This is a genomic window from Acidimicrobiales bacterium (assembly GCA_036270875.1).
Classification (GTDB): domain Bacteria; phylum Actinomycetota; class Acidimicrobiia; order Acidimicrobiales; family AC-9; genus AC-9.
The window spans coordinates 1-17387 of sequence record DATBBR010000047.1; the positions used below are offsets into that span (position 1 = coordinate 1).

22 protein-coding genes are annotated in these 17387 nt (G+C 69.4%); 11 read left to right on the forward strand and 11 right to left on the reverse strand.

Annotated features, from left to right (window positions below):
• The first annotated feature begins 282 nt into the window (after positions 1-282).
• On the forward strand, positions 283-1302 hold the full coding sequence (locus tag VH112_05305; GenBank protein ID HEX4539644.1) for a trypsin-like peptidase domain-containing protein: 1020 nt from the start codon (positions 283-285) through the stop codon (positions 1300-1302).
• A gap of 4 nt (positions 1303-1306) precedes the next feature.
• Here the strand turns inward: VH112_05305 and VH112_05310 are convergent, their stop codons facing one another.
• The 8 genes from VH112_05310 to VH112_05345 all read right to left on the reverse strand — a co-directional run bounded on the left by VH112_05310 (position 1307) and on the right by VH112_05345 (position 5437).
• Positions 1307-1573, reverse strand: coding sequence for a hypothetical protein (locus VH112_05310; GenBank protein ID HEX4539645.1), 267 nt, complete (start codon positions 1571-1573; stop codon positions 1307-1309).
• A gap of 66 nt (positions 1574-1639) precedes the next feature.
• The gene (locus tag VH112_05315) at positions 1640-1921 is read right to left on the reverse strand and encodes a MazG nucleotide pyrophosphohydrolase domain-containing protein (GenBank protein ID HEX4539646.1); all 282 of its coding nucleotides are present in this window, start codon (positions 1919-1921) and stop codon (positions 1640-1642) included.
• 112 nt (positions 1922-2033) lie between these two features.
• Complete coding sequence (locus tag VH112_05320; GenBank protein HEX4539647.1) at positions 2034-2501, reverse strand: hypothetical protein; 468 nt, start codon at positions 2499-2501, stop codon at positions 2034-2036.
• A gap of 101 nt (positions 2502-2602) precedes the next feature.
• On the reverse strand, positions 2603-3016 hold the full coding sequence (locus VH112_05325) for a VOC family protein (GenBank protein HEX4539648.1): 414 nt from the start codon (positions 3014-3016) through the stop codon (positions 2603-2605).
• 31 nt (positions 3017-3047) lie between these two features.
• The gene (locus VH112_05330) at positions 3048-3569 is read right to left on the reverse strand and encodes a VOC family protein (protein ID HEX4539649.1); all 522 of its coding nucleotides are present in this window, start codon (positions 3567-3569) and stop codon (positions 3048-3050) included.
• Positions 3569-4084 carry a sigma-70 family RNA polymerase sigma factor gene (locus tag VH112_05335; GenBank protein ID HEX4539650.1) on the reverse strand — a complete coding sequence of 172 codons (516 nt, stop codon included), beginning with the start codon at positions 4082-4084 and terminating at the stop codon, positions 3569-3571. Before VH112_05335 ends, VH112_05330 begins: the two co-directional genes overlap by 1 nt.
• Before the next feature lie 236 nt (positions 4085-4320).
• Positions 4321-4710 (reverse strand): PPOX class F420-dependent oxidoreductase, encoded by a 390-nt coding sequence (locus tag VH112_05340; GenBank protein ID HEX4539651.1) that lies wholly within the window; start codon positions 4708-4710, stop codon positions 4321-4323.
• A 70-nt stretch (positions 4711-4780) separates the two neighbouring features.
• The gene (locus tag VH112_05345; GenBank protein ID HEX4539652.1) at positions 4781-5437 is read right to left on the reverse strand and encodes a TMEM175 family protein; all 657 of its coding nucleotides are present in this window, start codon (positions 5435-5437) and stop codon (positions 4781-4783) included.
• Between the two features lie 302 nt (positions 5438-5739).
• On the opposite strand from VH112_05345, the gene VH112_05350 reads away from it, so the two are divergent.
• The 4 genes from VH112_05350 to VH112_05365 all read left to right on the forward strand — a co-directional run bounded on the left by VH112_05350 (position 5740) and on the right by VH112_05365 (position 9202).
• On the forward strand, positions 5740-6006 hold the full coding sequence (locus VH112_05350) for a hypothetical protein (GenBank protein HEX4539653.1): 267 nt from the start codon (positions 5740-5742) through the stop codon (positions 6004-6006).
• 921 nt (positions 6007-6927) lie between these two features.
• Positions 6928-7077, forward strand: coding sequence for a hypothetical protein (locus VH112_05355; GenBank protein HEX4539654.1), 150 nt, complete (start codon positions 6928-6930; stop codon positions 7075-7077).
• A 98-nt stretch (positions 7078-7175) separates the two neighbouring features.
• Complete coding sequence (locus tag VH112_05360) at positions 7176-7883, forward strand: HAD family hydrolase (GenBank protein ID HEX4539655.1); 708 nt, start codon at positions 7176-7178, stop codon at positions 7881-7883.
• On the forward strand, positions 7880-9202 hold the full coding sequence (locus tag VH112_05365; protein ID HEX4539656.1) for a hypothetical protein: 1323 nt from the start codon (positions 7880-7882) through the stop codon (positions 9200-9202). The genes VH112_05360 and VH112_05365 overlap by 4 nt, the downstream gene beginning before the upstream one ends.
• 98 nt (positions 9203-9300) lie before the next feature.
• Here the strand turns inward: VH112_05365 and VH112_05370 are convergent, their stop codons facing one another.
• Complete coding sequence (locus tag VH112_05370) at positions 9301-9765, reverse strand: 2,4'-dihydroxyacetophenone dioxygenase family protein (GenBank protein ID HEX4539657.1); 465 nt, start codon at positions 9763-9765, stop codon at positions 9301-9303.
• Positions 9766-9815: 50 nt separating this feature from the next.
• Here VH112_05370 and VH112_05375 point away from each other — a divergent pair, with 50 nt between their 5' ends.
• Both VH112_05375 and msrA read left to right on the forward strand, forming a co-directional pair.
• Positions 9816-10793 (forward strand): LLM class flavin-dependent oxidoreductase, encoded by a 978-nt coding sequence (locus VH112_05375; GenBank protein ID HEX4539658.1) that lies wholly within the window; start codon positions 9816-9818, stop codon positions 10791-10793.
• A 101-nt stretch (positions 10794-10894) separates the two neighbouring features.
• On the forward strand, positions 10895-11542 hold the full coding sequence (gene msrA / locus VH112_05380; GenBank protein HEX4539659.1) for a peptide-methionine (S)-S-oxide reductase MsrA: 648 nt from the start codon (positions 10895-10897) through the stop codon (positions 11540-11542).
• Between the two features lie 36 nt (positions 11543-11578).
• On the opposite strand, the gene VH112_05385 is transcribed toward msrA, so the two are convergent.
• Positions 11579-11926: a metallopeptidase family protein gene (locus VH112_05385; GenBank protein ID HEX4539660.1), complete on the reverse strand. Its 348-nt coding sequence runs from the start codon at positions 11924-11926 to the stop codon at positions 11579-11581.
• A gap of 220 nt (positions 11927-12146) precedes the next feature.
• Here VH112_05385 and VH112_05390 point away from each other — a divergent pair, with 220 nt between their 5' ends.
• The 4 genes from VH112_05390 (at position 12147) to VH112_05405 (ending at position 16590) form a co-directional block, all read left to right on the forward strand.
• Positions 12147-13316, forward strand: coding sequence for a MarP family serine protease (locus VH112_05390; GenBank protein ID HEX4539661.1), 1170 nt, complete (start codon positions 12147-12149; stop codon positions 13314-13316).
• Between the two features lie 66 nt (positions 13317-13382).
• The gene (locus VH112_05395) at positions 13383-15179 is read left to right on the forward strand and encodes a glycoside hydrolase family 15 protein (protein HEX4539662.1); all 1797 of its coding nucleotides are present in this window, start codon (positions 13383-13385) and stop codon (positions 15177-15179) included.
• A 64-nt stretch (positions 15180-15243) separates the two neighbouring features.
• Positions 15244-16164, forward strand: a complete 921-nt coding sequence (locus VH112_05400; protein ID HEX4539663.1) for an MBL fold metallo-hydrolase — start codon at positions 15244-15246, stop codon at positions 16162-16164.
• A gap of 51 nt (positions 16165-16215) precedes the next feature.
• On the forward strand, positions 16216-16590 hold the full coding sequence (locus VH112_05405; protein HEX4539664.1) for a plastocyanin/azurin family copper-binding protein: 375 nt from the start codon (positions 16216-16218) through the stop codon (positions 16588-16590).
• Here the strand turns inward: VH112_05405 and VH112_05410 are convergent.
• The coding region (locus VH112_05410; protein HEX4539665.1) for a histidine phosphatase family protein at positions 16583-17387 on the reverse strand (805 nt) is incomplete at its 5' end. The two genes, VH112_05405 and VH112_05410, sit on opposite strands and share 8 nt — an antisense overlap.

The window sequence follows — 17387 nt, forward strand, 5'->3', positions numbered from 1 at the left end:
AGCCACATCAGAGGCCGGTAAGGCAGGGAAAGCGCCATGTCCGAACTGCATCCATCATCGGAAACGCCGGAGCAGGGGGGGGCGCCACTGGGCACCTTGACTGCCCCGGTGCACGCCCAGCGCACAGAGCAACCGCCAGACGACGCGGCCGCTGGGGGCGACGATAACGGCGGCTCGGGTGTCTGGGGTCCCCCCGCGGGCTGGTATCCGGCTCCACCTCCGCCGAGGAGACGTCACTCCTACGTACTTGCCCTCACCGCCGCGGCGGTCGGGCTCGTCATCGTGGGCAGTCTCGGAGTGGGCAGGGCTGTGTTGGTCCGCCACACAGGGTCGACCACCAGCGCGGCGACGAGTAACGGAGGCTCGACCGCAGCAGCGGTCGACCAGGGCGTCGTGGACGTGAACACGACGCTCGGTCTCCAGGGTGGCCGCGCCGCCGGAACCGGGATCGTGCTCAGCTCGTCGGGTGCGGTTCTCACCAACAATCACGTAGTCGCCGGAGCCACGAGCGTCAATGTCACCGACGTCGGCAACGGCCGTACCTACGCCGCGACCGTTGTCGGTACCGACAAGACCGATGACATCGCAGTCCTCCAGCTCAAGGGAGCATCGGGGCTCAAGACGGTCGCCCTCGGGAACTCCACGAAGGTCGCCGTCGGAGATGCGGTGACCGCGGTCGGCAATGCCGGCGGCACCGGGGGGACTCCCAGCGTCGTCACTGGAACCGTCACCGGCCTCGGCCAGTCGATCACCGCCAGCGACCAGGGCGGCGGTAGCTCGGAGCAGTTGACCGGCCTCTTCGAGACGAATGCCCCGATCCAGCCCGGTGACTCCGGTGGCCCCCTGGTCAACTCGTCGGGCCAGGTGATAGCTATCGACACTGCCGCTTCGAGCGGGTTCCGGTTCCAGTCCGGCGGTAGTCAGGCGTTCGCCATCCCCATCAACCAGGCATCGACGATCGCCAAGCAGATCGAAGCGGGTCGTTCATCGGCCACAGTGCACATCGGCTCCGCCGCCTTCCTGGGCGTCGAGTTCCCGGCTTCCTCCGGCTCCTCCGGTGGGTCATCGAGCTCCGGGGCCCTTGTGATCGGAGTCGAGTCCGGGTCGCCGGCCCAGCAAGCAGGCTTGACCGCTGGTGACGAGATCGTGTCGCTCGGCGGGCAGACCGTCGACTCCGCAACGACGCTCTCCAACTTGATGCAGGGCAACCACCCGGGCGACAAGGTGCAGCTCGGCTGGGTCGACGGCGCTGGCCAGCAGCACACGGCGAGCGTCACCCTGGCGACCGGTCCAGCGGCTTGAGCGCTCAGAGCCCGAGGCCACCCACCCGTCGCCGTTCGAAGCTCGCGCAGTCCCGGGGGCAGCCGCCGGGCACGGCGGCGCCCACGGTACAGCGGAGGAGCACGATGCCGTCCGCCGTGGCTCTGGTGACGGCGTGCTCGCAGTCGTCGCGAACGGTGACATCTGCCAACAGGCCGGCCAGATCGGCGTCGGTGACCACCGGAACCGGCCGCTCGGCCTCCCGGCGGGCCTGGCGGTTCGTTCGCTGACGCCTGCGCTTGGCGGTGCTCATATCTCCAGGCTCCCACAGCCTGCCCGGGGATCTGCAGGCGGGACCCGGAAGCGGCCATCGGGTCGGCTACGGACAGCGACAGGGCCGTCGACCACACTTCGGACACCCGTCGTGGTACCGAGCAGCGGCCTCGTCCAAGGAGAGGTCCAGCTGGTTGGCCAGAGATGCCAACCACGCCAGCACGTCGCCCATCTCGTGCAGCTGCTCCTGCCGGTCACCCTTCCGTACGGACCTGGCGAGCTCGCCCAGCTCCTCTGTCAGCCACGCCAATGTGGCGCTGACGCCTCGCGCTTCGTCTCGGCGTCCATAGGTCTGCGCCATGAGCTCCTGAAGGGTTGCCAGCTCCATAGCGCCATCATCGATCGTTTGGTACGGCGCTGTCAGACCGCAAGCGCAGGAGCCCCTTCGAGAGTTCGGGCGGTCGCGATCCAGCCCTCGCGTGCCATTGGGTATCTCGACGTCAACTGGCGCCGGCCGTGGCTGTGCCCGAGCTCCCACCGAGGCTCCCGGCGATGTCGTCGAGAGCCGCCTGCTCGGCTTCCCCCACCTCCTGCCCACTCTCGCGGTGCGCATGCGCCACCGTGGTAGCCAGGTTCATGATGAAGCGCCGGTAGTCCTCGACCTCCTGCGGGGACGCCTTCTGCTCCAGGAGGCCGATGGCGTCTCGAAGATGCTGTAGACCGTGTTGCTTGAGCTCCTCGACCGAGTGGTAGCGCGAGTGGTCACGTTCAGGCTTGGCCGCCACGATCTCGTCGAGCAGCTCACTCTCGCCGTGCAAGCGGCGCGCTTCGCCGTAGGCCTTCGCCATTGCGACGGTCTCGCGGAGGGTCCCGCCGCGCTGTGCTGTGACGACGATGATCCCGGCGCTCGGTGGCGCTTCCAGCACCAGCGCCCACTCCTCCGCCGTGAAGTCCGCCTTCGTGGTCATGGCTTCTCCTCTCCCGCCTGCAGGCCAGGAGCCAATCGTGACCCCTCCCTCAGTCTGCCCCGGCAGGCCGCCCGACGCACGGCGCACCAGTGCCCGGGGAATCACCCCGCGGTCGGCTGCGGCCGCTCGTGATAGGCGGCGAGCGGTTGGAACAGCTCGATCAGGTTCCCGGCGGGATCCTGGAGCAGGATCTGCTTGACGCCGACACCGGTGACGATGTCGTTGCGAAAACCGGCTCCCTTGGCGCGCAGCTCCGTGACGGTGGCCTCGAGGTCGGCGACCTGTAGGGCGAAGCGGTTCCAGCCGCCCGCCTCCGGCACTGTTCCATCGGACAGGGCCGCGCCTCCGCCGCCACCGCCGCCCGGCACGCTGAGCAGCAGACGGAGGTCGCCGCGGTAGAGCATGGCGAACGACGGCGACGGCCGCAGTTCCTCCTCGAAGCCGAGCATGTCCCTGTAGAAATCGACCGCAGCGTCCAGATCGTCGACGAAGTACCGCACGGTCGTGGTTGTCATGGGATCTCCTCTCCTGGTAGGCGCTCTCTGGCTATCGAACGGGGCTCGTCGCCCGCTCGTGGTAGCCGGCGAGGGGCTCGAACAGCTCGATCAGGTTCCCTGCGGGGTCCACGACCAGGACAAGTCGAACGCCGACTCCGACGCTGATGTCGTTGCGGAAGCGAGCCCCCCGCTCTCGGAGATCAGCGACGATGACGTCAAGGCCTGATACGTGCAGGGAGATGCGGTTCCAGCCACCGGGCTCAGGCAGTGTCCCGTCGGGCATGGTGTGCGGCTCGCCGGGCACGCTGAGCAGCAGGCGCAGGTCGCCCCGATAGAGCATGGCGAACGACGGCGAGGGTCGCAGTTCCTCCTCGAAGCCGAGCAGGTCCCGGTAGAAGTCGACGGCAGCGTCCAGATCGTCGACGAAGTAGCGGACGGTCGCGCTGGCCTGCGATGCCGGCTCCTCCTGGTCCGCGATCCGTCGCAGCAGCGCGGCGGCGAACCCGGGCCGGGGTTCGACTGGGACGATCGGCAGCCGAAGGTCGTCGAGTGGATCGATTGGATCGGACATCAGTTGCCCTCTTCCTCCCGATAGACGCGACGCAGCGCCGCCTTGGCGCGCATAAGGAGCGTCTCGGTGGCGTGCACGCTTCGGTCCACCACCGCAGCCACCTCGGCAACGGGCAGCCCGTCGAGGTAGCGGAGGGTGAGCACGGCCCGGTGGTGAGCCGACAGTTGTGCCAGCGCGGCGTATGCCGCTTCCGTGTCGAAATGGTGTTGCCACGGGTCATCGACCCCGTCGCAGCCGACCTCGGCGATGGCGACGCCTCGTTCTTCGCGGCCTACGCGACGCCAGTGGTCGACCAGCTTGTGGCGGGCCACGCCGATCAACCAGGCCACGGTGAGCACCGGTGGGTTCTCCCGCCGGTTGGCGGCGACGGCCGCCTCGAACGTCTCGGCGGTCAGGTCCTCGGCGACCGAGACGCTCCCGCACCGCGGCAGCAGGTACCCGTGCACCTGCGGTAGGGCATGTCGGTAGATCGCCACCACCGCGTCGACCTCACCGGGCTCGTCCCGAGCGCTCACGCCAGATCATCGCTCGGCGACCCGCCGATCCGAACATGATCGCCCCGGAAATCCCGGGTGACCCCGCTCGCATCCCACAGTGACCGCCGCCGGCGTCATCTCCGCTTGTTCCACCTTTGGTCGAAAGCTGCCGTCTTCGGCCCGGCGGCCGCGCCCGATTTCGACAAAAGGGGGAACGACGAGCATCGAGACGGGGCGCAGCCGGCCGGCTCAGCGGGACCGCCCTGGGGGATCGATCAGGTCACGCGCCGCTTCTCGATCCCGGCGAAGCGCTTGGGCGCACTCTCGTTGATCCCCCAGCTCCAGACGGTGTCGGGGTGGATCCGGATGCGGGGCTTGCCGCCATCGTCCTCGAGCGTCACCCCGCCGCGGACCTTCACGCCGCGAGGACGCCATGGGTCGATGCTCGCCAGATCGTCCACCACCACCGTGGCCCTCGGGTTGCCCTGCACGTGGCGGTAGCGCACGGTCTTGGTCAGGTCCAGGCCACCGGACACGATCGTGTCCCCGTCGACGGAGAACCCCACTGCCGACACGTCAGGTTGCCCGTCCGCCGATGCGGTGGCCAGCCGGGCGAGTCGCTGGCCAGCGAGGTACTGAAGCTCGGCATCGGTGAATACAGCCATCGCATCGCAGGCTAACCGACCTCATGGTCGACAGTGTCGACGGGATGGCGGAGCTGCTCGCGTCCCGGCGCTAGGTCCGCGCTGCGACGCGCCGAAAGACGATGGGCAGGACGAGGAGCAGCGCCCAGCAGTACAGGGCGGCGCTCGTGCTCACGAAGGAGATCGGTATCGAGACCAGGAACACGATGGGAACGATCACCCAGTGCTGCCGGCGCCGGACCTCCCGGCGGCCTGCGTCCGACAGCAGCCCCGCCCGCATGGCGTGGACGACCATGATCCTGGCGACGACGGAGACCAAGGCCACGGTCGTCGCGTACAGGACGACGGCTGCGGGCTCCTGCCCGTACAACCCGAGGATCCTCGTAGGGAAGGGCAGGAACGCCACCAGGCCGAGGTAGACGAGATTGATCACCGTGAGCCCCGTGTCGATGTGGTCGATCCCGCGAAAGAAGATGTGGTGACGGATCCACAGCAGCCCGATCACGGCGAAGCCCAGCGCGTACGAGAAGTACTCCTGCCCGTGGTCGAGCAGACGCCCCCCGAGCACCCCCTCGTGCCCCGGCCCCAGCACCGGAGCGCTGATGTTGAGCACGAGCAGGGTCAGGGCGATGGCGAACACGCCGTCGCTGAGCGCCACCGTCCGGTCGTAGTCGAACCGGCGCTCGACGGGGGTCTCGGCTGGGGAGCCTGTCGAGCCCGGGGTGGCCACCTCGCCGTGGTCGGACATCGAAGCAAAGTATGGCTGGTCGGTCCTGCCCACCGGGAAAGGGCTGACCTCGGCCCGATTCGACGGGCACCGGGCCACCTTCTAGCCGATGGGGGCGGCGGGCGTCGCGGCTCGCTTGTGACTTCCGCCACTCGATGATCGCCGTCCGGCTCGGTTCATCGGCCTGACGCCGGGGAAGAACTAGTCCGGGAATGAACCGTCGACTACTCCGTGTTGCCCGCGCAAAGCGGTTCGCGTCAGTCACAATGGAGTCCTGCGAGAGGGTCAGGTAACTCCCCGACGAACGAGGAGGTCAGTGCGTGGTGGAGCAGACCATTCGTCTCTTGGACCAGAGGATCGACGACTTCCTCAGTTCGCGCGATCCGGTCATCTCGGCCAGTCGCGTCATTGACCCCCTCCTGGAGATCTGGGGCTTGGCCTCCGAGGTGGACGCCTCGGTCGCCGTTCCGGTGGAGCGGTTGCTCACCGCCCTCGTCGGACGGGAGCTCACGACCCTGGATGAGCTGACCAAGGCAATGGACGAGGTTCGGGCGGCGGTGGCCGCCCAGGCCCTGCCGACCGGCGTCTGATCCCGGCGCCCCCGACCACCAGCAGGTGGGCGACGCCTGCCACGACCATCGCCAGCGAGCGTCCGGGCGTTCTCCGGGGTCGCCGCCGCCTGGTGGAGCCGCTGCCGGCGTGTCGGGCTCCCCGCGGCATGATCGCCGGGGGTTGTGGCGTCCCGCTATGGGAGCCATCGTCGGTCGGGCCGTCGATCGGGACGAGAGCCGGGTCTGGGCCTCGTGGCAGCGCGAGGGGACCAGAGGCCAGCCCGAGCAGCCCGATGCCGCATACCGTGCAGTACCGCTGGGCGGGCTGGACCACGTGCCCGTTCGGACAGAGCCCCGGCATCGGCACCCCGCACTGGGTGCAGTACAGGTGGGCGGCGTCCACGTCGTGACCGTTCGGACAGAGGGCGGGCATGCCCAACCCGCACTGCGTGCAGAACCGGTTGCCAGCCGCCACCTCGTGACCGTTGGCGCACCGACCCGGCATTCGTTCTCCACACTCGGTGCAGAAGCGGTTGCCGGGATGAACCTCGTGGCCGTTGACGCACCGAGCCTGCATCGCCAACCCACACTCGGTGCAGAACCGATTCCCGGGATCGACCTCGTGGCCGTTGGCGCACCGACCCGGCATCCGCTCTCCGCACTCGGTGCAGAAGCGGTTGCCGGGATGAACCTCGTGCCCTCTCACACAGCGACCGGCCATGCGAGCTCCGCACTCGGTGCAGAACCGGTTGCCCGGCCTCACCTCGTGGCCGTTCAGGCACCTGGCCCCTCGCCCCACGGAACCCCAGGGTAGCCAGACTCCCCGCGCCAGGGACTGCATTCGGCCGACGCCCGGACCACTCCCGTGGCGTCAGCTTCGTCGGTCTTCGTCCGTCTTCGTCAGAAACTCGTTCACTGCGCGTCAGCCAATCGTCAGGAATGGGGCCTACCGTCACCATCGTGAGATGTGAACGCTGTCACTCCGAGCTGGTCCGGTTCTCGGTCGTCGCCAACGACGGGTCAACGGGGCGCGAGCTGGGTGTCTGTCTCTGCTGCCCGAAAGGCTTCCGCTACCGCGAGCTGGCTCCGGACCGCCGACGCGCCTCGTAGCCACCGGTAGGAGCTCGTTCGGGGGGCACGGCGGGCGGGCAGCCGACGACCTTCGTCGCTGCGGCCACGCCGCCCACGTCCGCCACTAGGTTCTGTCCGTGCGATTGAGCGACGGCCCGGTCGAGGCGGTCCTGCTCGACGCCGGCGGGGTCCTGCTGCTTCCCGATCCGGCCGAGCTGCGGCGTGCGCTGGCGCCCCTCGGCGAGACCCCGGATGACGAGACGTGCCGGCGGGCGCACTACGCGTGCATGCGCGAGGTCGATCGCCTCGGCAGCCCGGATTGGCCCGTCGTCGACCGTGTGCTGGCTCGGGTTGCCGGTGTGGCCGACGACCGCCTCGACCACGCCGTGTCGCTCGTCGAAGAGGTGTATCTGCGCCTTCCGTGGGTACCGGTCCCCGATGCGGCGGAGACCCTTCTCCATCTGCAGGCGGCCGGCTACCGGTTGGCGGTCGTGTCGAACGCCACGGGGACCATGGAGCAGCAGTTGGCCGAGCATCGGATCTGCACCGCGGACGGCGGCGCCGCCGCCCAGGTCGCGGTGGTGGTGGACTCCGACGTGGTCGGGGTGGAAAAGCCGGATCCGGCGATCTTCGGCATCGCGCTCGACGCGCTGGGCCTCCCACCGGACGACTGCATCTACGTGGGTGACACCGTGCACTTCGACGTGAACGGCGCCCGAGCAGCTGGTCTCCGCCCGGTTCACCTCGATCCGTACCGATGGTGCCCCGGCACCGACCACGCCCACGTGGGCTCGCTCGCCGAGCTGGCGCGGGCGCTGATCCCGATGCTCTCGGGAGATCGGTGACGACCTCGAGCCCAAGGTTGGCGACCACGGCCGCCAGCGCGTACCCGTCGTGGCTGACCGGATGGCGACGCACGGCGCTGCTCGTGCTGATCGCAGTGGTCGCCCGGGTGGCGTACTGGAAGCTCGCCATTCCCGGCTACCACCCCATCAGTGACGCCGGCCAGTACTCCGAGCTGGCCTGGAACGTCGCCCATGGCAAGGGCCTGGAGATGGGCTTCCCCGCTCTGGCTCCGCATCCCTCGGCCTTCCGTCCGCCTGTCTACCCGCTGCTCCTGGGCTTCTGGTTCTTCGTCTTCGGGACCTCCGTCGGTGCCGGGCAGGCGCTCAGTCTCATCACCGGCGTGGCCGCCGTGCTCCTCACCGAGCGTCTGGCCCGTCGTCTGGCCGGTCCGGTGGCCGGCGTGGTCGCCGGCCTGGCGGTCGCCGTCTACCTCCCCCTGGTGGCCAACGACGTGATGCTGCTCACCGAGTCGCTGTCGATGGTCCTGCTGGCCGGGACCCTGCTGCTGCTCGTCGAGCGACGGCCCCTGCTGGCCGGCCTGACCTCCGGTGTGCTCATCCTCACCCGCCCCAGCGCCCAGGGCCTCGCGGTCGTCGCCGCGCTGTGGCTGTGGTGGACGGTGGGTTGGCGCCGGGCGCTCTACTTCCTGGGCGTGGTCGCCCTGCTCTTCGCGGGGTGGGTCATCCGCAACGAGATCCAGCTGGGCTCGCCGGTGACGTTCACGTCCAACGGCTTCAACCTGGCTGCCATGTACTCCACCCAGGCCCAGCAGAGCGGTGGCTTCGTCGATCCCGTGTATGACCCACGGTTCCAGGACCTCCGGCTCCTGCAGTTCGACGAGGTGAAGTGGAGCCGAACGCTGACCGACCGCGGCATCTCCGGCATCGAGCACAATCCGCTCTACGTGTTCAACGTCCTCGGCTCGAACAGCAAGGCCTGGTTCGAGCTCGTACCGACCACCGGTGACTCGGCCGAGCGCCTCGACGGGCGCAACATCACGGTGCGCCACTGGGCATTGCCGGAGTTCTACCTCTTCACGGTGGGAGGCATCGCCGGACTGGTCGTGACCCGGAGGCAGCGGAACACGGTTCTCCTCATCGCCGTGAGCCTGTACTTCACCGCCGCCAGCCTGCTCGTGCTGGCGCCGCCCCGGTTGCGGGCCCCGTTCGACCTCGTCAACTGCGTCGGGCTCGGGCTCCTGGCTGCGTGGTGGTGGCAACGTCGCCACCAGGTGGCGGAGCCGGCGGTCGATCCAGCCGTGACGGAGGAGCCACCGGCGCCCCCCGGGGTGCGGCCGCTCTCTCGGCCCAGGCCCTGACCGACGAGGCCAGCAGCAGCGAGGACACCACCCGCTCGCCGACGGGCCGCGCCGCCACGTCCGGTACGTTGGCGTACCGTTTCCGTACTTCGGGGTCTTCAGGCGCCGATGACGTCGGGGCGGCCGAGGCCGTACGCCTCGCACAGCGCGAAGTAGCCATCGCGAAGAGTGCCGGCGTCGACCACCGACGTCACGTTGCCGTCGGCGTCGAGGTCGAGGTTGGCGCCGTGGACGGCGAACCACACGTCGGTCAGGCCCTGCACCTCGCTCGAGACGGTGAGGGTATGGATGGAGCCGGCCGGCTCGTAGAGGTAGGAGCCGGGGGTGTTGACCTCGGGGTACTCGAGGTACTTCCAGCTCCCGGCCAGGGTCACGGCGTGCACCGGCCCGGTGTGCTTGTGCGTGGGGATCGTGGTGCCGGGCTCGAAGCGGGTCCTGACGACCCACAGGCCCTGCTCCACGTCGACCTGCAGCAGCTGCAGGTGCACCCCGCCGCCGGTGTCCACGAAGGGGAGGTCGTCCTCGGCCCGGTGCAGGGCCCGCGGGAGGTCGATGGTCGTCATGATCCGACTGTAGCTTTGCCCTGCCGTCGCCCGAAAGAACGGAGATTCACGTGTTCCAGCTGCGCTTCGACCTGCGGGTCCCGCCCTTTGCGGCGACGACGCACGACCAGCTCTACCGCGAAGCCATGGACATGGTCGGCTGGGCGGACGACCGCGGCTTCATGGGCATCGTCCTTTCCGAGCACCACGGTGTGGACGACGGGTACATGAGCTCGCCGCTGACGCTGGCTGCCGGCATGCTGGGACGGACCAGGAACCTCCTCTGCACGATCGCGGCCCTGCTCGTGCCGTACCACGATCCGCTCCGGCTCGCCGAGGAGGTGGCCACTGTGGACCTCCTGTCGGGGGGCAACCGTCTCGTGCTCATCATTGGTCTCGGCTATCGCGAGTCGGAGTTCGAGATGTTCGCCAAGGACCGGTCCCGCCGGGGGCGGCTGGTGGAAGAGGCGGTGGACACGATGCTCCGGGCCTGGGCCGGTGAACCCTTCGAGTACCAGGGTCGGACGGTCCGGGTGACGCCCCGGCCGGTCACCCGTCCGCACCCCACCATGATGATCGGCGGCTCGGCCGAGATCTCCGCTCGCCGCGCCGCCCGGTTCCATCTCCCGTTCATGCCACCCCTCGCTGACGACGAGTTGGCCCGCGCCTATTACGAGGAGGCCGAGCGGGTCGGCTACGGATCCCCGTTCGTCATGATGCCGTCGGGCCCTGGTGCCGTCATCGTCTCCGACGACCCGGAGCGGGTCTGGCACCAGATCGGCCAGCACGCGCTGTACGACGCCCAGACCTACGCCAGCTGGCAGTACGCCGACCAACGCTCGTCGTGGAGCGTCGAGGCCGAGGATGTCGCGGGCGTTCGGGCCAGCGGCCAGTACCAGGTCGTGACCCCCGCTGACTGCGTCAAGCTGGCCCGGGAGCACGCGGCGGTCACCCTCCACCCCTTCGTCGGCGGGATCGATCCGGCGATCGGCTGGGAGAGTGTCCAGCTGGTGGTGGACAAGGTCATGCCGGAGCTGGCTGCCGGCTGACACCGAAGGCCGGGCAGCGGGGAAGGGCCCGCGCCAGGAACGATGGTGGTCGCCAGGGCGTTGTCTTCAACGAGGACGCCGCCATCAGAGAGGGGCAAACGATGTTGTTTGGTCGGCACAAGACCGACATGCCGGACGAGAGCCAGGCCCTCGCCGGGAGACCGGCGCAGATGCAGGTACCCGACCGCCATTTCGTCAACGGCAACCCGCTCGAGCCTCCGTTTCCCGAGGATCTGGAGCAGGCCGTGTTCGGCATGGGTTGCTTCTGGGGGGCGGAGAGGGCGTTCTGGGAGGCCGACGGGGTCTTTACCACCGCGGTCGGCTATGCCGGGGGCTTCACTCCCAACCCCACCTACGAGGAGGTCTGCTCGGGACGTACCGGCCACGACGAGGTGGTGCTGGTCGTCTTCGACCCGAAGCGAACCAGCTACGAGGCGATGTTGCGGATCTTCTGGGAGAACCATGACCCGACCCAGGGAATGCGCCAGGGCAACGACGTCGGCACCCAGTACCGCTCGGCGATCTACACCTATTCTCCGGCCCAGGAGAAGGCGGCCGAGAGCTCGAGGGACGCGTACCAGGAGGTGCTGACCGCGGCTGGGCACGGCCAGATCACGACCGAGATCCGCGAGGCCCCGGCCTTCTATTACGCCGAGGACTACCACCAGCAGTACCTGGCCAAGAATCCCTACGGCTACTGCGGCATCGGAGGCACGGGCGTCAGCTGCCCGACCGGACTGGTCTCGTGAGCTGAGGCTGGGTCGACCAGCCCCGATCCCAAGAGCTCAGTCCCAACCCAGCTGGGCGAGCCTGGCGTCGTCGATGCCGAAGTGGTGGGCGACCTCGTGCACGACCGTGCGGCGAACCTGCTGGACGACCTCGGCCTCGGTCTCGCAGACGGCACAGATGGGCTGGCGGAAGATGGTGATCCGGTCGGGCATGACCATGCCGGAATAGCCCGAGGCGCGCTGGGTGAGGGGAATGCCTTCGTACAGCCCGAGCAGGTTGCCCCGGCGCGACCGCTCCTCCACGAAGACCGAGACATTGTCCATGGCCCGGCCCAGCTCGCCCGGGAGACCATCGAGGGCCTCGGCCACCAGCTCCTCGAAGCGGGCGTCCGGGACCACGACCATGGGACCAGCATCCCACCCGGCCGGTACCGGGCCGTCGGGGCAGGTGGGGGGCCCTCGGAGGTGGGTTTCGGCCCGGAACCCGAGGAACGACGGGCGAGCGTGGCGAATATAGGCAGCGTTCACGACGCGCCTGGGTGGGCCGGGCCCACAGGCGGGCGATGCCCTCCAGGACCTCGAGACGGTTTACCCTCGCCGCCACCATGCCCCCCATGGCCTTCCTGTGAATCTCGTCGACATCGTCCTCCTGGTTCTCCTGGTTGCCTCGATCGTCCACGGGGTCCGGCTCGGCGCCGCCATCCAGGTGCTGTCGTTCGGCGGCTTCTGGTTGGGGCTGTTCCTCGGCGCGCTGCTGGCGCCCACGGTGGCCAACGCAGTGTCCGGCTCGGTCGCCAAGGCCGCCATCTCCCTGGTCGTCGTCTTCGGGCTGGCGGCGATCCTCGGCGGCATCGGCCGCGTCTTCGGCGTCCGCCTCTGGCGCGTGCTCCACCGGGCCCGGCTGGCCGCGGCCGACGCTGGTCTCGGCGCCGTGATCGCATTCGTCGCCACGCTGCTCGCCTCGTGGCTCGTGGCCAGCATCCTCGTCAGCGCCCCGGCCCCCCGCCTGAGCTCGGAGATCCGGGGTTCCGCGATCCTCGGGGCACTGGACGGGGTCCTGCCTCCGGCGCCCTCGGTGTTCGCCCGCATCCAGCGGCTCATCAACACCGGGGGCTTCCCCACCGTCTTCGCCCAGCTGCCGCCCGCCAGCACGGGCCCCGTCACGCTGCCGACGGCTCCGGCGCTGCGAGCGGCGACCTTGGCCGCGGCGCCATCCACCGTGAAGATCCAAGGCGTCGGGTGCGGGCAGATCCAGGAGGGCTCCGGCTTCGTCGTGGCGCCGAACCTCGTGGTGACCAACGCCCACGTCGTCGCCGGCATCCTCAGCCCGAGGGTCTACGACCGCGCCGGGTCGCACCGCAGCGTGCCTGTCCTGTTCGACCCTTCCTTCGATCTCGCTGTGCTGCGCACGACCGGGCTCGCCGATCCCCCCTTGAACCTGCTGGGCACCAACGTGGGTCGAGGCACCCAGGGGGCCGTGCTCGGCTATCCGGGGGGTGGGCCCTTCGACGTCGAGCCGGCAGGCGTGTTGCAGGAGTTCGATGCCACCGGTCGCGACATCTACGGCCAAGGGCTCACCACGCGCCCCGTCTACGAGCTCCAGTCGGTCGTTCGCCCCGGCAACTCCGGAGGTCCGCTGGTCGAGCCGGACGGCACCGTCATCGGAGTGGTCTTCTCCCGCTCGGCGGCGGACCCCAACATCGGCTACGCCCTCGCGTCTCCGGGAGTGAACACCAGAGTCCATCAGGCCGAGGCGACGACCAGCTCGAGCGGCACGGGAGCCTGCGCCGGCTGAGTCGCTGGTCCCTCGTTGCTGGCGGCGTCGCCGCCTCCGGCGCCAGGCCGTCGGTAAGGTTGCCCAGTGGCTCAGCGCATCGAGGACTACGGCATCATCGGCGACACCCATACGGCGGCGCTCGTCGGGCGCGACGGCTCGATCGACTGGCTGTGCCTTCCCCGTTTCGACTCCCAGGCCTGCTTCGCCAAGCTGTTGGGTGACGACGAGAACGGCTACTGGCGGATAGCTCCGGTGGGTCCGGTGCGTGCCACCCGTCGCCGGTACCGGGGCGACTCACTGGTTCTCGAGACAGAGTTCGACACCGACGAAGGCACGGCCCGCGTGGTCGACTGCATGCCCGTACGTGAGCAGTATCCCGAGGTGACCCGCCTGGTGGAGGGAGTCAAGGGGCGCGTCGAGATGCGCATGGACCTGGTGATCCGATTCGACTACGGGAGCGTGATGCCGTGGGTCCGCCGCGTCGACGGGCGGCTGGTCGCCACCGCCGGGCCCGATGCGGTGTGTCTCTGGACCCCGCTGCACACGCGGGGCGAGAAGTTCACCACGGTGGCCGACTTCTCGGTCCACGAGGGCCAGCGGGTCCCTTTCATGTTCACCTCCTACCCGTCGCACGAGTCGCCGCCGCGCCCGTCCGACGCCCCCTACGTCGTTCAGGAGACCGAGCAGTACTGGCAGGAGTGGTCCGACCGGTGCACGTACGAGGGTGACTGGGGTGAGGCGGTCGGTCGCTCCCTTCTCACCCTCAAGGCGCTCACCTACGAGCCCACCGGCGGCATCGTGGCCGCCGCGACCACGTCGCTTCCCGAGCAGCTGGGAGGGATCCGCAACTGGGACTACCGCTACTGCTGGCTCAGAGATGCCACCCTCACCCTCGACTCGCTCATGGTTGCGGGCTACATCGAAGAGGCCGAGTCCTGGCGGGACTGGCTCCTGCGGGCGGTGGCCGGCGACCCGTCCGACCTCCAGATCATGTACGGGCCGGCGGGAGAGCGGCGCCTCACCGAGTTCGAGGTTCCCTGGCTGCCCGGGTACGAAGGATCGAGCCCGGTTCGCGTGGGGAACGCCGCCTCCGACCAGTTCCAGCTGGACGTCTACGGCGAGGTCATGGACGCGCTCTACCTCGCCCGCGAGCGCGACATCGATCCGGTGCCTGCGGCGTGGGACCTCCAGCTCAAGCTGATGGAGTTCCTCGAGTCGGGCTGGCGTGAGCCCGACGACGGCATCTGGGAGATGCGCGGGCCACGGCGCCACTTCACCCATTCCAAGGTGATGGCGTGGGTGGCCATGGACCGAGCTGTCAAGAGCGTCGAGCGCTTCGTTCGGGTCGAGGGTCCGGTCGACAAGTGGCGAGCCCTGCGCCAGGAGATCCACGACGAGGTGTGCGCCAAGGGTTGGAACGCCGAGGTGGGGGCATTCACCCAGTACTACGGAGGCGACGAGCTCGACGCCAGCGTGCTGATGATGCCGCTCGTGGGATTCCTGCCGGCGACCGACCCGCGGGTGACCGCGACGATGGACGCCATCTCGCGCCAGCTGCTGGTCGACGGCCTCGTCCTCCGTTACAAGGCTGACAGCGCCTCCCACGTCGACGGGCTGACCGGTGGTGAGGGCGCCTTTCTTCCCTGCTCGTTCTGGCTGGCGGAGAACCTGGCGCTCAGCGGCCGGGAAGACGAGGGACGGGCCCTCTTCGAGCGGCTGCTCGGACTGGCTAACGACCTGGGCCTCCTTGCCGAGGAGTACGACACCAAGGCGGGGCGTCAGGTCGGCAACTTCCCCCAGGCCTTCACGCACATGTCGCTGGTGAGCGCGGCTCAGTGTCTGTCCGGGCGCCCCAGCCAGGACTCGACGGAGGCCAAGTAAGGCTTCTCGAGCGGCCACCGTCGTCGTTCGAGCACCGAGACGAGCCACGCTAACGTCAATGGCCGTGGCGACCACCATCGTGCCCGGGGTGACCGAGATCGACACGCGGCTCGGAGGCTGGGATCGCGTGACCGCGGGCTACCTGGTCGACGGGCCCGCGCCGGTCCTGGTGGAGACCGGCAGCCAGAGCTCGGTTCCCGTCCTCCTCGCCGCGCTGGACGAGCTCGGGATGGCTGCTGACGACCTGGCTGGCGTCGCCGTCACCCACATCCACCTCGATCACGCCGGCGGGGTGGGCGACGTGGCCAAGGCCTTCCCGCGGGCGACCGTCTACGTGCACGAGAAGGGCGCCCGTCACCTGGTCGACCCGGCTCGGCTGGTCGACTCGGCCGCTCGCGTCTACGGCGACCTCCTCGATTCCCTCTACGGTCGACTCGACCCGACTCCCTCGGAGCGGATCCATGTCCTGGCCGACGGTGAGGCCATCCAGGTTGGCGACGGTCGAGTTCTCACGGCCATCGACTCACCCGGCCACGCCCGGCACCACCTGGGCCTTCACGACTCCCGGAGCGGCATCCTCTTCGCCGGTGACGCGGTCGGTGTGCGCCTACCTGACGCGGGCGTGCTGCGTCCGGCCGCGCCGCCACCCGATTTCGACCTCGACCAGGCCCTCCACTCGCTCCATCGCTTCGCCGAGCGTCGGCCCGCGGCGCTGGCGTTGGCCCACTACGGCGTCCTGTCGGATCCGCAGGACCTGCTCGCCGAGGCGGAGGTCACGCTCAGGGCGTGGGCCGACGAGGCGGAGCGGGCCTGGCGGGAGGGCCGGGACATCGCCGACGCCCTCGCCCACGCCTTCGGCGCCGACCTCGAGATGGTCGACCCGGTCCAGCGGGAGAAGCTGGAGACGCTCAACGGGGTCCACTCGAACGCGGCCGGGTTGAGGCGGTGGCTAGAGTCCCGCGCTGGCCCGGACCAGCCGACCTGAGTCAGCGGGACCGGGAACTCACTCTGGACATGGGCCTGGGAGGATGAGGCGATGATCGGTAACCGGCTGGCACTGATGGCTGCCACGTGCGCCCTGGTGGCGACGGCGGCCTGCTCGTCGGCCCAGAACGTCCCGGTCCAGTCGGCCTCCGGATCGCCGGATTCCCCGCCGGCAACCGGGCCGGTGGCGGCGACGGTCACGCTCATCAACACCAGCTTTGCGCCGTCGGTGGTCGCCATCAACGCCGGTCAGACCGTCGAGTGGAAGTGGGACGACGGTCAGGTCCCCCACAACGTGACCTTCGACACCTTCCACAGCTCGACGAAGGTCGCGGGCACCTACTTCCACACCTTCAACACGCCGGGCGTCTACAACTACCGCTGCACCATCCACATCAACATGGTCGGCACCGTCGTGGTCAGGTGAGCGGCTCGGACAGGGTGCTGAACGCGGGACGGAGATGGCCGGCGTCGTTGTAGCAGCGGATGACCCAGCGGTCTCCGGTCACGACGAGGTGGGAGATGGCGCCATTGTCCGATCCGGTGAACGCGAGGGCGCCCGACCCGCACGCCTGGGCCAGGATCCGGCCGATCGTCCCGCCATGGCTGAACACCGCGACACATTGATCGTGGTGGCGCTCGGCGATCCGCTCGATCGCGGCCCGGACCCGGGCGGCGAACGCGTCAGCGGGCTCGGCGCCGGGGATGAGGTCCCACCGCTGCTCAGCGAACACTCGCTGCAGGAGGGGGTTTCCCTCGGCGACATGGCGGCGTAGGGCGCCGCCCTCCCATTCCCCGAGGTGCACCTCTCGCAGGTCGGGCTCCACGATCGGAGACAGCCCGAGGCGCTCGGCCAGGGGCGCCGCCGTCTGGACCGTCCGGCGCAGGTTCGTGACGTAGATGGCGGCGATGCCCTCCGCTTGGAGCCGCCCGGCGACCCGTTGCGCCTGCTCGTAACCTTCGGGGTGCAGGCCGGGGTCGCCCTGGCCGTCCACCATGGGGAACGGCTCGTCCGGACGGGCCGGCTCGGACTCCCCGTGCCGGACGAGCAGCAGCTCGGTCGCCCCTGACGGGCGGACGAAGCGGTGCTGTCGGTACTCGTTGGCCTGGGTCACGTACCCTCCTGCGGCTCGCCCTGGCGACGCGGCGGAGGGAGAGTAACCGAGCATCGCACGCCAGCTGGCGTCGTGTCGGCTACGGGGCCGGTACTTGCGGCGTCCGGGA